We start from the raw sequence: 13,539 nt of genomic DNA on the forward strand, positions 1-13,539 counted from the left end.
TTATCTTTCCGATTGTTGCGGGTCGTATAGCAGCTTGACCCCTTTGTTGAAAACCATATGTACCGCCCCGCTATCGGTTTTTGTATCGATCTGCATGGCGCCGGCGGTCAGATCCCCCATGGCACCGCTGGCCTGAACCGGGCCGGGGCTATCCGCGCGCACACCATTGAGGGCTGCATTCAATTCCTGAGTGGTGACGCGCAAACCATCGCTGGACAGGATTTCAACATCGCCGCGAAAGTTTGCCATATCCTTATCCGGACGCAAGGCGCCGGTGTCGGAACTTAGCAGGAAACGGCCACCGCTGGTCATCTTGATCTCCGCCTCAAGGTTCACAGCCGTCGCCGGCGCATCTGCGCTGCCTGGGCGGGCGAGGGCAGCGGTTACCATGATTTCATCACCCTGCGCCGTGGTGCCTGAGAAAAATGGCGCGGTGATCTGCTGACCACGGGTGCGGTCTTCCAGATCCTGCTCCGCGAAAGGGATCACCGCATCGGTGTTCACGCCGCGCGAAATCAGAAACATGGTCGACATCAACGCCAGCGCCATCAGCGGCAGAAGGACCTTCAGGTAGGCCACAAGTCGGGAATAGCCGTCCATCGTCCCTTAGTCTCCGTTAGCCCAGCCCGACGCGCAGGCAGTCGTGGATATGCAGCAGCCCCACCGCCTGCGCGGTGTTACCCTCCGGATCGACAACAAACAGGCAGGTAATCTTACGGTCATTCATGATCGCGACGGCTTCTTCGGCCAGTGAACCGGGGGCAATCGTTGTTGGATCGCTGGTCATCACATCAGCCGCCGTCTTGCCCAGCAACCCATCCATATGCCGTCGAAGGTCACCATCGGTGATAATGCCCTGCAGGGTGCCATCGGCACCTGTGACGCCTGCGACGCCAAATCCCTTCTGGCTGATTTCGATCAGCGCATCGGACATCGGAGTGTCGGCACTTACCAGCGGCAGCGCGGCCCCGTCGTGCATGAGATCGTCAACCTTTGACAGCCGCGCGCCCAATTTGCCACCGGGATGAAAGGCGCGGAAGTTCTCAGGCCGGAAATCGCGATGCTTCATCAGGGCGATGGCCAACGCGTCGCCCATCGCCAGCGTTAGCGTTGTTGAAATCGACGGCACCATGCCAAAGCCGCAGGCCTCCCCCAAGGCGGGAATTTGCAGATGCACATCCGCCTCTTTCATCAGGGTGCTGTCCATACGGCTGGACAGCCCGATCAGCGGGATACCGAAGCGACGGGTGAACGACAGAAGGTTGGCCAGCTCAGGCGCTTCGCCCGAATTGGAGATCGCCAGAACCACATCCCCCTTGGACAACATGCCGAGGTCGCCATGGCTGGCTTCTGCCGGATGCACGAAATAGGCTGGTGTCCCGGTTGATGCGAGGGTGGCGGCGATCTTGTGCCCGATATGGCCGGATTTGCCGATCCCGCTGACGATAACGCGGCCTTCGGCCTGCAGGACCAGATCAACCGCTTCTGCAAAGCGTGTATCCAGCCCGTCTGCCAGCGCATCAAGGGCGCGGGATTCGTCGGTGATCACCTGTCGCGCGGTGGCGAGGAATGTCTCTGCGCTGCTCATGAGTGTGCAAAGATGTCTGCGTCGGGCCAACCTGCGAGGTCCAACTTGGCGCGCATTGGCAGGAAATCGAAGCAGGCCTGGGCCATTTCACTGCGGCCTTCGCGATCCAGACGCTTGTCCAGAGCGGCGCGCAAACGGTGTAGGTGCAACACGTCGGAGGCGGCATAATCAAGCTGTGCGTCGCTCAGCTGCGCGGCACCCCAGTCGCTCATCTGCTGTTGTTTGGAAATATCCACGCCGATCAGCTCCTGCGTCAGGTTTCTCAGCCCATGGCGATCCGTATAGGTGCGTACCAGGCGGCTGGCGATCTTGGTACAATACACCGGGGCAGCCAATGCGCCAAAGGCATGATACATCGCGGCAATATCGAACCGGCCAAAATGAAACAATTTCAGAACCTTGGGGTCCTCCAGCATCGCGCAAAGATTCGGCGCTGCGGTCTGCCCTTTGGCGATCTGCACCATATGGGCATTGCCGTCACCGCCCGACAGCTGGACAACACAGAGCCGATCCCGATGCGGGTTGAGGCCCATCGTCTCGCAGTCGATCGCGACCACCGGCCCCAGATCGAGCCGGTCGGGCAGGTCGTTTTGATAGAGGTGATTGGCCAAGTGACAGGATCCTTTGTCTTGCCGATGGGGCGTGTTTGGCACCGAGATAGGGGTTTCGGCGGGCAAACTCAACTCTTGCAGGGCGTAGGATCCATTGACACGTCTGCACTCAGGCTGAACCTCATGTCAGGTCAAGGCAGAGCAGGGTGGGCAATGGATAAGCAGATACACAATACCCAGCACCATGGGATGCTGTTCGTGCAAATGAGACTGTCGGGGATATGGTGCCCAGGAGAGGACTCGAACCTCCACGTCCATACGGACACTAGCACCTGAAGCTAGCGCGTCTACCAATTCCGCCACCTGGGCAGGTGTCGTGAGGGGCGTATAAGCAGAAGCGGCAGGGGCGTCAAACGGAAAATTCACCGCGCAGCGGATCTGGGAATTCGATGCCAAATCAGCGGGAATAGCGGGAAAATCTTGGGCGACGCATCACGGGCGTGAACCAACCCAGTGCTCTACTAGAGCAGCATCATATATTTCTTGATATCGGGGGATATGGTGCCCAGGAGAGGACTCGAACCTCCACGTCCATACGGACACTAGCACCTGAAGCTAGCGCGTCTACCAATTCCGCCACCTGGGCAGGTGTCGTGAAGGGCGTATAAGCAGAAGCAGCGGGGGCGTCAAACGGAAAATTCATGGTTTCTGGGGCTCGTCACATCGCCCAGGGCGAGCGGCAGCTGTCCGCGACTGCGTATGTTGTTTGTCGAACTGGCGCTGGCCGTCACGCGGTTCTGAGAAAGTTCATGTTGAGCGCGATATCAGTCAGAAAGCTGCGCCAGGCGCTATGTGTGTCGTCGCTCCATTCCGGGCCAAGGATGTCTGCCAGCGCACCGGTGAAGCTGTGAATGAACCCATCAAAATGTGCATCGGTGATCTGGATCGCACGATGGCGCTCTCCCTGATGTTTCAGGATCGCCGACAGTTTTTCCGGATGGTCCAAGGCTTCGATAATATGGGTGAGCGACGTTAGCAATTTTTCGTGCTGACCGGCCATATCGTCGGGGAACACCGCGCGCACGTCCGGGCAGATTTCAAAAAATTTCGCGTAGAACAGGCGCACAAAGTGATCCAGCTCCATACGTTCGCTTTCAACACTTCTGTGAATCAGGTTTTTGCCGTCCTCTGACACCATGATGCCGGGCCTCCGATCTGCCGTGGATAGTCGACGAACTGGTATTCGGGATTGGCACACACCCTATATCACGGAGCTAAATCAGTCGTTAATGGCCCCGTGGGATAAGGCACAGAGAGAGTTGTGCCGTGATGGGTCGATTTGCGCCTTGTTCCAAAGGGCGCAGGGCGGTAAATCGGATCAACAGCTAATGTAGGAGCCAAAAGATGTCCAAACTGGTCACGATCTATGGTGGGTCCGGTTTTGTCGGCCGTTACATCGCGCGCCGCATGGCCAAGGAGGGCTGGCGTGTGCGCGTCGCCGTACGCCGCCCGAATGAGGCGATGTATGTCAAACCCTATGGCGTGCCCGGCCAGGTGGAGCCTGTTCTGTGCAATGTCCGCGATGATGCGTCGGTTGCCGCGGTGATGCAGGGGGCGGATGCGGTGGTGAACTGCGTTGGCATCCTGAATGAGCTGGGCAAGAACACATTTGATGCCGTTCAGGCGGACGGCGCTGAGCGTATCGCGCGAATCGCTGCCGGTCAGGGCGTCAGCGCCATGGTGCATGTGTCTGCCATTGGTGCGGATCAGGATAGCGACAGCGCATACGCCCAGTCGAAGGCCGCAGGCGAAGCGGCTGTACTGGAACATATGCCAGAGGCGGTGATTCTGCGCCCGTCGATCATTTTTGGTGCCGAGGATCAGTTCTTCAATCGGTTTGCTGCGATGACACGTCTGTCGCCGGTGCTGCCGATCGCCCATGCCGATACTAAGTTCCAGCCGGTCTATGTCGACGATGTCGCCAAGGCTGCCGTTGCTGCGGTGCTCGGTCAGGCGGATCCGGGCGTCTATGAGTTGGGCGGTCCTGAGGTGAAAAGCTTTGGCGCGCTGATGCAGCAGATGCTTGAGGTGATTGATCGTCGTCGCCTGGTGCTGTCGCTGCCCGGTCTGATCGCAAAGTTGGTGGCGCTTGGTTTTGACGTGATGCAGTTCGTGAGCTTCCAGCTGATCGAGAACAAGATGCTGACCCGCGACCAGCTGAAAAACCTTGAGGCTGATAATGTGGTCTCTGATGACGCCAAAGGTTTTGATGAGCTGGGGATCCATCCGGTTTCTCTGGCGTCGGTTCTGCCGGATTACCTGTGGAAGTTCCGCCCCTCCGGTCAATACCGTGAATTGATGGACTCAGCGCGCAACCTGCGCAACGATCTTTGATCTCTCAGGCCGGTTCAAAATAGCAAGGGCGCGGCACTGGTCCGCGCCTTTTTTGTTGGGCGTCGTTTGGCGCAGGCTGATCAGCTCTGGTAAGCGATGGTCAGCAATACAAGGCCCAGAATTACGCGGTAGATGACATAGGGTGTGAAACTGACCGAGCGGAGCAGCCGCATCATCAGGGTCAGGGCCGCAAGCGCGGCAATCATCGACAGTAGCGCCGCTATGGCCGCATCCTGCATCACCGCCGCGTTGGCATCTATGGCCACTTCAGCGCCCAGCAATACGCCAGAGGCGATGATTGTCGGGATCGACATCAACATAGAGAGGCGCGCCGCATCCATCCGGGTGTACCCCAGCTGGCGGGCGCCGGTGATGGTGATACCAGATCTAGAGGTGCCGGGGATCAGGGCCAGCATCTGCCACAGCCCCATTATCAGCGCGTCGCGCAGGTTCCAGTCGCTGCTTTGCTTATGTGTTGGACCGTAGCGATCCGCCACATAGAGGACGAGGCCAAAGCCAAGCATTGTCCAACCAATCACCTTCATCGAGCGCAGGGCATCACTCAGTTCGCTGAAATGCAGAAACGCGCCGAACAAAACGGTTGGAATGGTCGCAACGATCAACCCCATGGCCAGCCGGGCGCCGGGTGTGTCCATCCGTCCGGTCAGGGCGCGCGGCAGGCCAATCAGCCCCGCACGCACATCCTGCCAGAAAAACAGCACCACCGCCGCCAGCGTGCCCAGATGGACGGCGACGTCGATCACCTGCCCCTGATCGTCCAGCCCTGTCAGTCCGGGAAGCAGGATCAGATGGCCGGAGGAAGACACCGGCAGGAATTCGGTGATGCCCTGAATCAGGGCGATAAGGATCAGCTGAAAGAGGGGCATTATGCTCGTCCGATTGGGGATCCCGCAGGGATGGCAAAGAACAGCAGGCGTGTAAATCCGTTGATTTTATTGACCGCTGGCACAAATTGGTCCGAAGTGGACCTAAAATTACTGTACATTTCCGCTCAAGAGAGTATCAGAACATAACTGCTGCCATATTAGGTCAGTATAGTTGACTTTTAATTCGCTCCGCTCCGATCACTCATTTATCGCAGCCAGCCCAACATGGAGTCCGCCCCGTGGCCAAGCAACCGATGCTCAAATTCGTGCAGATCGACCGCGACATGCCCAGCAAACGGGCCGCAGAAGACCGCAGGGAAGATTTCGACGAAATCTATGCCGAATTCGCGGCCGCAAAGGCTGAAGAACAGGCCAGCCGCTGTAGCCAATGTGGTGTGCCCTATTGCCAGTCGCATTGCCCGTTGCACAACAATATCCCGGATTGGCTGCGCCTGACCGCCACAGGTCGCCTGCAAGAGGCCTATGAGACCAGCCAGGCCACCAATACCTTCCCTGAGATCTGTGGTCGGATCTGCCCGCAGGATCGCCTCTGTGAAGGCAACTGTGTGATCGAGCAGTCGGGTCATGGCACGGTCACTATTGGTGCGGTTGAGAAATATATCACCGATACAGCCTGGGATCAGGGCTGGGTACAGCCAATCAAACCGGCGCATGAGCGTGGCGAATCTGTTGGTATCATTGGCGCAGGCCCGGGCGGTCTGGCCGCGGCGGACATGCTGCGTCGCGCCGGTGTGAAGGTCACCATCTATGATCGGTATGACCGCGCCGGTGGTCTGCTGACGTACGGCATCCCCGGCTTCAAGCTGGAGAAAGACGTGGTGATGCGCCGCAATCAGCTGCTGGCGGATGGCGGTGTTGAGTTTGTGATGAACTGCAATGTCGGTCAGGATATTTCCTTTGATGATATCCGCGCCAAACATGATGCGGTGATCATCGCCACCGGCGTCTACAAATCCCGCGATCTGGAAATGCCCGGTTCCGGTGCCACTGGCATCGTGAAGGCGATCGACTTCCTGACCGTGTCCAACAAGGCGTCGAACTTCGGCGACAGCATCGAAGAGTTCGACAACGGCACACTGAATGCCGAGGGCAAACGCGTTGTCGTCATTGGCGGTGGTGACACCGCGATGGACTGCGTGCGGACTTCCATCCGCCAGGGCGCAACCTCGGTGAAATGTCTCTATCGCCGTGACCGGGCCAATATGCCGGGTTCGCAGCGCGAAACCCAGAACGCCGAGGAAGAAGGCGTGGTGTTTGAATGGCTATCGGCGCCCAAAGGTTTCACCGATGACGGCGGCAAGGTCGCAGGTGTGATGGTGCAGAAAATGCGCCTGGGCCAGCCCGATGCCTCTGGCCGTCAGGCCCCCGAGGTGATCGAAGGTGCCGACTATATCGAACCCGCCGATCTGGTGATCAAGGCGCTCGGGTTTGAACCGGAAGCTCTGCCGACACTTTGGGGTCAGCCGGAATTGCCAGTGACCCGTTGGGGCACCGTCAAGGCGGCGTTCCAGTCCGGCGCGACTGAACTGGATGGCGTTTATGCGGTCGGTGATATCGTTCGTGGTGCCTCCTTGGTCGTCTGGGCCATCAAGGATGGGCGCGACTGCGCCGAGGCAATCCTGAACCGTTTCAACACCGCCGCCAGCAGCATGGCCGCCGAGTAAGACAGATATTCTACCGGGCAGGTGCCGCCCCCTTGGGGCTGCCTACCGGAACGGGAGCAAGACATGACAAAATATGATGCAGAATGGGTGCGCGCCGAAGAGGCAAAGCGTCAGTGGATGGCCCAAAACGGTCTCTATGCGGAAGAAGAAGAGCATTCTTCCTGCGGTGTTGGCCTGGTTGTTTCGGTCAACGGAAAGCGCAGCCGCAAGGTGGTTGAGGCTGGCATCGATGCGCTGAAAGCGATCTGGCACCGTGGCGCGGTGGATGCGGACGGCATGACCGGTGATGGTGCCGGCATTCACGTGCAGATCCCGGCACCGTTTTTCTATGATCAGGTGTGTCGCACCGGCCACGAACCGCGTGAGGACCAACTGATGGCAGTGGGCCAGGTCTTCCTGCCGCGCACCGATTTTGGAGCGCAGGAACGCTGCCGGACCATCGTCGAAAGCGAAGTTCTGCGGATGGGCTATTACATCTATGGCTGGCGTCATGTGCCGGTGGATGTGACCTGTCTGGGCGAAAAAGCCAACGCAACCCGCCCGGAAATTGAACAGATCCTGATCTCAAATTCCAAAGGCGTGGACGAGGAAACCTTTGAACGCGAGCTTTACGTGATCCGCCGCCGGATTGAGAAAGCCGCCGCCGCCGCGCAGGTCGGGCAGCTCTATGTGGCCTCGCTGTCCTGCCGGTCGATCATCTACAAGGGCATGATGTTGGCCGAACAGGTCGCTGTTTTCTACCCCGACCTGATGGATGAGCGGTTCGAGAGCGCCTTTGCGATCTACCACCAGCGTTATTCGACCAATACCTTCCCGCAGTGGTGGCTGGCGCAGCCGTTCCGCATGCTGGCCCACAATGGCGAGATCAACACGCTGAAGGGCAACATGAACTGGATGAAGAGCCATGAGATCCGCATGGCCTCTTCGACCTTTGGGGACTACGCCGAGGACATCAAACCGATCGTGGCCAGTGGTTCGTCGGATTCGGCGGCGCTGGACTCAGTGTTTGAGGTTCTGGTGCGTGCCGGGCGCTCTGCGCCGATGGCGAAGACCATGATGGTGCCTGAAAGCTGGTCCAAACAGGCGGTTGAGCTGCCGCAGGCCTGGCGTGACATGTATTCCTACTGCAATTCCGTGATGGAACCCTGGGATGGCCCCGCCGCGCTGGCGATGACCGATGGCCGCTGGGTCTGTGCTGGTCTGGACCGCAACGGCCTGCGCCCGATGCGCTATGTCGTGACCGGGGACGGGCTGGTGATTGCCGGGTCCGAGGCAGGCATGGTGCCGATTGACGAGGCCACCGTGGTCGAGAAAGGCGCGCTTGGCCCCGGCCAGATGCTGGCTGTCGACATGAAAAAGGGCAAGTTGTTCCACGACACCGCGATCAAGAACAAACTGGCCGCCGCGCTCCCATTTGGTGACTGGGTGAAGAAGATCAACGATCTGGACAGCACGCTGGCCACCGCTACCGAAAAGCCGCTGTTCACCGGTGATGCGCTGCGTCGTCGCCAAATTGCCGCGGGCTACACCATCGAAGAGCTGGAGCAGATCCTCGCGCCGATGGCTGAGGATGGCAAGGAAACGCTGGCCTCCATGGGCGATGATACGCCTTCTGCGGTGCTGTCGAAAATGTACCGCCCGCTGAGCCACTTTTTCCGTCAGAACTTCTCTCAGGTGACCAATCCGCCCATCGACTCCTTGCGCGAATATCGCGTGATGTCGCTGAAAACCCGCTTTGGTAACCTCAAGAACGTGCTGGATGAGGACAGCTCCCAGACCGAAATTATCGTGCTCGAAAGCCCCTTTGTCGGCAATTCCCAGTGGGATGAGCTGGTCCAGAACCTGAACGCGCCGCTGGCTGAAATCGACTGTAGCTTTGCGCCTGGTCAGGGATCGCTCAACGCTGCATTGGCGCGCATACGTGCCGAGGCGGAAGAGGCTGTCAGCTCCGGTGCCGGCCATATTGTTCTGACCGATCAGCATTCGGGTGAGGGCCGGGTGGCGATGCCGATGATCTTGGCAACCTCTGCCGTGCATTCGCATCTGACCCGCAAGGGGCTGCGCACCTTCTGCTCGCTCAATGTGCGCTCTGCGGAATGCATCGACCCGCATTACTTTGCGGTGCTGATCGGCTGCGGCGCCACTGTGGTCAACGCCTATCTGGCCGAGGATTCGCTGGCCGACCGCATTGAGCGTGGCCTGCTGGACGGCAGCCTGACCGAGAACGTCGCGCGCTACCGCGAGGCCATCGACCAAGGTCTGCTGAAGATCATGGCGAAGATGGGGATCTCGGTGATTTCCTCCTATCGCGGCGGTCTGAACTTTGAGGCGGTGGGCCTCAGCCGCGCCATGTGCGCCGAGTTTTTCCCTGGCATGACCAGCCGGATTTCGGGCATTGGCGTAACCGGCATCCAGACCAAGCTGGAAGAGATCCACGCCACCGCCTGGCAGAGCGGTCAGGATGTTCTGCCCATCGGTGGATTCTACAAGGCCCGCAAATCCGGTGAGACCCATGCGTGGGAAGCGACCTCCATGCATATGATGCAGATGGCCTGCAACCGCGCCTCGTTTGAGTTGTGGAAGCAGTATTCGGCCAAGATGCAGTCGAACCCGCCGATCCATCTGCGCGATCTGCTGCAGATCAAACCGATGGGCGAGGCCGTTCCGATTGAGGAAGTTGAATCAATCACTTCGATCCGAAAGCGGTTCGTAACACCGGGCATGTCCCTCGGCGCGCTGTCGCCTGAGGCGCACAAGACCCTGAACGTGGCGATGAACCGGATCGGTGCCAAATCCGACTCGGGCGAGGGCGGTGAAGATCCGGCGCATTTCGTGCCGGAGCCGAACGGCGACAACCCCTCTGCCAAGATCAAGCAGGTGGCGTCGGGTCGCTTTGGTGTGACTGCGGAATATCTGAACCAGTGTGAAGAGCTGGAGATTAAGGTGGCCCAGGGCGCCAAGCCTGGTGAGGGCGGCCAGTTGCCGGGGATGAAGGTCACCGACCTGATTGCCCGCCTGCGCCACTCGACCAAGGGTGTGACCCTGATCTCGCCGCCGCCGCACCACGATATCTACTCGATCGAGGATCTGGCGCAGCTGATCTATGACCTGAAGCAGATCAACCCGCGCTGTAAGGTGACGGTGAAACTGGTGGCGTCTTCCGGTGTTGGCACGATTGCCGCCGGTGTTGCCAAGGCGAAGGCCGACATCATCCTGATTTCAGGTCACAACGGCGGCACTGGCGCCTCGCCTGCGACCTCCATCAAATATGCCGGTCTGCCGTGGGAGATGGGCCTCACGGAGGCGCATCAGGTTCTGGCGATGAACAACCTGCGTGACCGCGTCACCCTGCGCACCGATGGTGGTCTGCGCACGGGCCGCGATATCGTGATGGCCGCGATGATGGGCGCCGAGGAATACGGGATCGGCACCGCGGCGCTGATCGCCATGGGCTGCATCATGGTGCGCCAGTGCCAGTCCAACACCTGCCCGGTTGGCGTCTGTACTCAGGACGAGGCCCTGCGCGGCAAGTTCACCGGCAATGCCGATAAGGTCGTGAACCTCATCACTTTCTATGCGCAGGAAGTCCGCGAGATCCTTGCCTCCATCGGTGCCCGTTCTCTGGACGAGGTGATCGGTCGGGCGGATCTTCTGGCCCAGGTGTCCCGTGGCTCTGCGCACCTGGATGATCTGGACCTGAACCCGCTGCTGATCACCGTCGATGGCTCTGCCAATATCGTCTACAATCGTGACAAGGACCGCAATGCGGTGCCCGATACGCTGGACAAGGAAATTGTGCGCGATGCCGCCCGCTTCCTTCAGGATGGTGAGAAGATGCAGCTGTCCTATGCGGTGCAGAACACGCATCGGACCGTTGGCACCCGCACTTCCAGCCATATTGTTCGCAACTTCGGCATGCGCAATACGCTGCAGTCCGATCACCTGACGGTGAAGCTGCAGGGCTCCGCTGGTCAGTCGCTCGGTGCCTTTGCCGCACCGGGTCTGAAGCTGGAAGTGTCCGGTGATGCCAATGACTATGTTGGTAAGGGTCTGTCCGGCGGTACCATCGTCGTGCGTCCGCCGATGGCGTCGCCGCTCAATGCGAGCGAAAACACCATCGTTGGCAACACCGTGCTCTATGGTGCGACGGATGGCTATCTGTTTGCTGCGGGCCGTGCCGGTGAACGCTTTGCCGTCCGTAATTCCGGTGCGAGTGTGGTGGTAGAGGGCTGTGGCGCCTGTGGCTGTGAATACATGACTGGCGGTATTGCGGTGATCCTCGGGTCTATCGGTGCCAACTTCGGCGCGGGTATGACCGGCGGCATGGCCTATATCTATGATCCAGAGGGCAAGTCCGAGACGCTGATGAACATGGAGTCGCTGGTGACCTGTCCGGTGACTGTCGCCCATTGGGAAAATCAGCTGAAAGGTCTGGTCGAACGCCATCTGGAGGAGACCGGCAGCCGCAAGGCCGCTGAAATCCTGCAGCATTGGGACAATGAGAAGGGCAATTTCCTGCAAATCTGCCCGAAGGAAATGCTGAACAAACTGCCGCAGCCACTGACGCTTGAGGCGACAGCCGTTCCGGCGGAATAGGCCCCGCCACCTCTTCTGCATGTGCCTTGGATGGGCTCCGACCGCTGCTGCGGCCGGGGCCTTTTCACATCTGGAGGCTGTGGCTGGGCAATCTCTTGCGGGCGAAAGGATTTCCCGGTTGGAGCAAGCCTGATCTCTGCCGTATAGAGACCTTATGGCGAAGGCAGCAAAATCATCCGGGGCAAGCAAATCCTCGACCAAGGGCAAACCCCGCAGCAAGGCAACTGCCAAGGGCAAGGTCCGCGCAAAGCTCTCTCCCCGTCGCCTGTTGCGGCGCTGGTTGGGGCGGGCTGCTTTGGGTTTTCTGGTTGTGACGCTGCTGCCGATCCTTTTGTTTTCGGTGATCAACCCGCCAACCACCCATACGATCTGGTCCGAATATCGCCGCCTTGGGGACATTGATCGTGAGTGGGTGCCGATCGAACATATCGCACCGGCGCTGGGGCGGTCGGTTGTCGCGGCTGAAGATGCCCGATTCTGCCAGCACTGGGGGCTGGATGCGCAGGCTATCCGCGCTGCGATTGCGGAGGGCGGCCAGCGCGGTGGCTCGACCATTTCTCAGCAAGTGGTGAAAAATGTCTTTCTCTGGCAGGGCCGCAGTTGGTTCCGCAAGGCGCTGGAAACGCTGATGACCCCGATGGTTGAGGCGGTCTGGACCAAGCGGCGTATCCTTGAGGTTTATCTGAATGTCGCGGAAATGGGCGAGGGGGTGTTTGGCGCCGAGGCTGCGGCGCGGCATTATTTCGGTGTTGGTCCGGATGAACTGAGCCGCAGGCAGGCCGCCCTTCTGGCCACCGTTTTGCCCAACCCGAAGGAGCGCTCGGCAGCAAAACCCACCGCGTTCATGCGCAAACGCGCCGCGCAGATCATGGATGGTGCGGCCACCATTCGCGCAGATGGCCGCGCCGCCTGTTTCGAGGATTGAAACTTCTGCCGCTTTTGGGCATTGCTGTCTGACCCCAGCCACCCGCAACAGGAGATCCGCTGTCCCATGGCCCGCCTCTATCATGTGCCCCTCTCCCCCTTTTGCCGCAAAGTGCGCCTGTCGCTGGCCGAAAAGCGGATCGAGGTTGAGCTGGTCGAGGAGCGCTACTGGGAACAAGAGGCGGATTTCCTGCGCCGCAACCCTGCCGCTAAAGTGCCGGTCATCCGTCTCGATGGTAAGCTGATGGCCGAAAGCGCGGCAATCTGCGAATATCTGGAAGAGACCCGCCCGGACCCGTCCCTGATGCCCAGCGATCCCGAAGGCCGTTATGAGGTGCGCCGCCTGGTCAGCTGGTTCGACGATAAATTCCACCATGAGGTCACCTCCAAACTGCTCTATGAGCGGGTCAACAAAAAGGTGACAGGGCAGGGCTATCCCGACAGCGGCAACGTCAAAGCAGGCGCCCGCGCAATCAAATACCATCTGGATTATCTGGCATGGTTGCTCGATCACCGCCGCTGGCTCGCGGGAGATCAGATGACATTGGCAGACTTCGCAGCCGCTGCACATTTGTCGTCGCTGGATTATATTTCGGACGTGGACTGGAACCGCTCGACCGTGGTCAAGGACTGGTACGCCAAGATCAAGTCGCGCCCGGCCTTCCGCTCAATCCTTGCCGACCAGATCCCAGGCTTCAGCCCACCTGCGCATTACGCCGACTTGGATTTTTGATGTTCGGATTTTTGATATACGGGGATCGGGGGCTACCTGCGCCCTCATGGGGCCAATAGGCCACAATCCACCCCCGAGGATGTGGAATAACTTTGTCACGCCCTCGCCCGAGACAATGCAAAGATGTGATCGAACGCTCAAAACGGCCAGGCGGTTTATTATAGACCAACGCTTTGCGAGA

The 13,539-nt window shown here is 59.5% G+C and carries 10 protein-coding genes and 2 tRNA genes; 5 read left to right on the plus strand and 7 right to left on the minus strand.

All coding sequences use genetic code 11. The annotated features are described in order from the left end of the window. The 6 genes from lptC to D1820_RS12995 all read right to left on the minus strand — a co-directional run bounded on the left by lptC (position 1) and on the right by D1820_RS12995 (position 3,337). Complete coding sequence (gene lptC / locus D1820_RS12970; protein WP_118069342.1) at positions 1–600, minus strand: LPS export ABC transporter periplasmic protein LptC; 600 nt, start codon at positions 598–600, stop codon at positions 1–3. A gap of 16 nt (positions 601–616) precedes the next feature. Further along, on the minus strand, positions 617–1,588 hold the full coding sequence (locus tag D1820_RS12975; RefSeq protein ID WP_118069343.1) for an SIS domain-containing protein: 972 nt from the start codon (positions 1,586–1,588) through the stop codon (positions 617–619). After that, positions 1,585–2,199 carry a ribonuclease D gene (locus D1820_RS12980; protein ID WP_118069344.1) on the minus strand — a complete coding sequence of 205 codons (615 nt, stop codon included), beginning with the start codon at positions 2,197–2,199 and terminating at the stop codon, positions 1,585–1,587. Before D1820_RS12980 ends, D1820_RS12975 begins: the two co-directional genes overlap by 4 nt. A 222-nt stretch (positions 2,200–2,421) precedes the next feature. After that, positions 2,422–2,508, minus strand: a tRNA-Leu gene (locus D1820_RS12985). Between the two features lie 190 nt (positions 2,509–2,698). Then, positions 2,699–2,785, minus strand: a tRNA-Leu gene (locus tag D1820_RS12990). Between the two features lie 141 nt (positions 2,786–2,926). Then, positions 2,927–3,337, minus strand: coding sequence for a globin domain-containing protein (locus tag D1820_RS12995; RefSeq protein ID WP_096873020.1), 411 nt, complete (start codon positions 3,335–3,337; stop codon positions 2,927–2,929). Between the two features lie 206 nt (positions 3,338–3,543). Here D1820_RS12995 and D1820_RS13000 point away from each other — a divergent pair, with 206 nt between their 5' ends. After that, the gene (locus D1820_RS13000; protein WP_118069345.1) at positions 3,544–4,533 is read left to right on the plus strand and encodes a complex I NDUFA9 subunit family protein; all 990 of its coding nucleotides are present in this window, start codon (positions 3,544–3,546) and stop codon (positions 4,531–4,533) included. Between the two features lie 80 nt (positions 4,534–4,613). Here D1820_RS13000 and D1820_RS13005 read toward each other — a convergent pair whose 3' ends face one another. Then, positions 4,614–5,420 (minus strand): undecaprenyl-diphosphate phosphatase, encoded by an 807-nt coding sequence (locus D1820_RS13005; protein ID WP_118069346.1) that lies wholly within the window; start codon positions 5,418–5,420, stop codon positions 4,614–4,616. A 239-nt stretch (positions 5,421–5,659) separates the two neighbouring features. Here D1820_RS13005 and D1820_RS13010 point away from each other — a divergent pair, with 239 nt between their 5' ends. The 4 genes from D1820_RS13010 (at position 5,660) to D1820_RS13025 (ending at position 13,358) form a co-directional block, all read left to right on the plus strand. Then, positions 5,660–7,105: an NAD(P)-dependent oxidoreductase gene (locus D1820_RS13010; RefSeq protein WP_118069347.1), complete on the plus strand. Its 1,446-nt coding sequence runs from the start codon at positions 5,660–5,662 to the stop codon at positions 7,103–7,105. Positions 7,106–7,168: 63 nt separating this feature from the next. Next, entirely contained in the window at positions 7,169–11,701 is a 4,533-nt protein-coding gene (gltB, locus tag D1820_RS13015) for a glutamate synthase large subunit (protein ID WP_118069348.1), read from the plus strand. Positions 11,702–11,855: 154 nt separating this feature from the next. Next, on the plus strand, positions 11,856–12,626 hold the full coding sequence (gene mtgA, locus D1820_RS13020; protein ID WP_040174978.1) for a monofunctional biosynthetic peptidoglycan transglycosylase: 771 nt from the start codon (positions 11,856–11,858) through the stop codon (positions 12,624–12,626). 66 nt (positions 12,627–12,692) lie between these two features. Continuing rightward, positions 12,693–13,358 (plus strand): glutathione S-transferase family protein, encoded by a 666-nt coding sequence (locus tag D1820_RS13025; protein WP_118069349.1) that lies wholly within the window; start codon positions 12,693–12,695, stop codon positions 13,356–13,358. Positions 13,359–13,539 lie beyond the last annotated feature (181 nt).

The organism is Phaeobacter sp. LSS9 (assembly GCF_003443595.1).
Lineage (GTDB): Bacteria > Pseudomonadota > Alphaproteobacteria > Rhodobacterales > Rhodobacteraceae > Phaeobacter > Phaeobacter piscinae.

Excerpts from the sequence above, each read along its gene's own strand:
- lptC (WP_118069342.1), bottom strand. The coding sequence starts at position 600 with ATGGACGGCTATTCCCGACTTGTGGCCTACCTGAAGGTCCTTCTGCCG.
- D1820_RS12975 (WP_118069343.1), bottom strand. The coding sequence starts at position 1,588 with ATGAGCAGCGCAGAGACATTCCTCGCCACCGCGCGACAGGTGATCACC.
- D1820_RS12995 (WP_096873020.1), bottom strand. The coding sequence starts at position 3,337 with ATGGTGTCAGAGGACGGCAAAAACCTGATTCACAGAAGTGTTGAAAGC.
- D1820_RS13000 (WP_118069345.1), top strand. The coding sequence starts at position 3,544 with ATGTCCAAACTGGTCACGATCTATGGTGGGTCCGGTTTTGTCGGCCGT.
- D1820_RS13005 (WP_118069346.1), bottom strand. The coding sequence starts at position 5,420 with ATGCCCCTCTTTCAGCTGATCCTTATCGCCCTGATTCAGGGCATCACC.
- gltB (WP_118069348.1), top strand. The coding sequence starts at position 7,169 with ATGACAAAATATGATGCAGAATGGGTGCGCGCCGAAGAGGCAAAGCGT.
- mtgA (WP_040174978.1), top strand. The coding sequence starts at position 11,856 with ATGGCGAAGGCAGCAAAATCATCCGGGGCAAGCAAATCCTCGACCAAG.
- D1820_RS13025 (WP_118069349.1), top strand. The coding sequence starts at position 12,693 with ATGGCCCGCCTCTATCATGTGCCCCTCTCCCCCTTTTGCCGCAAAGTG.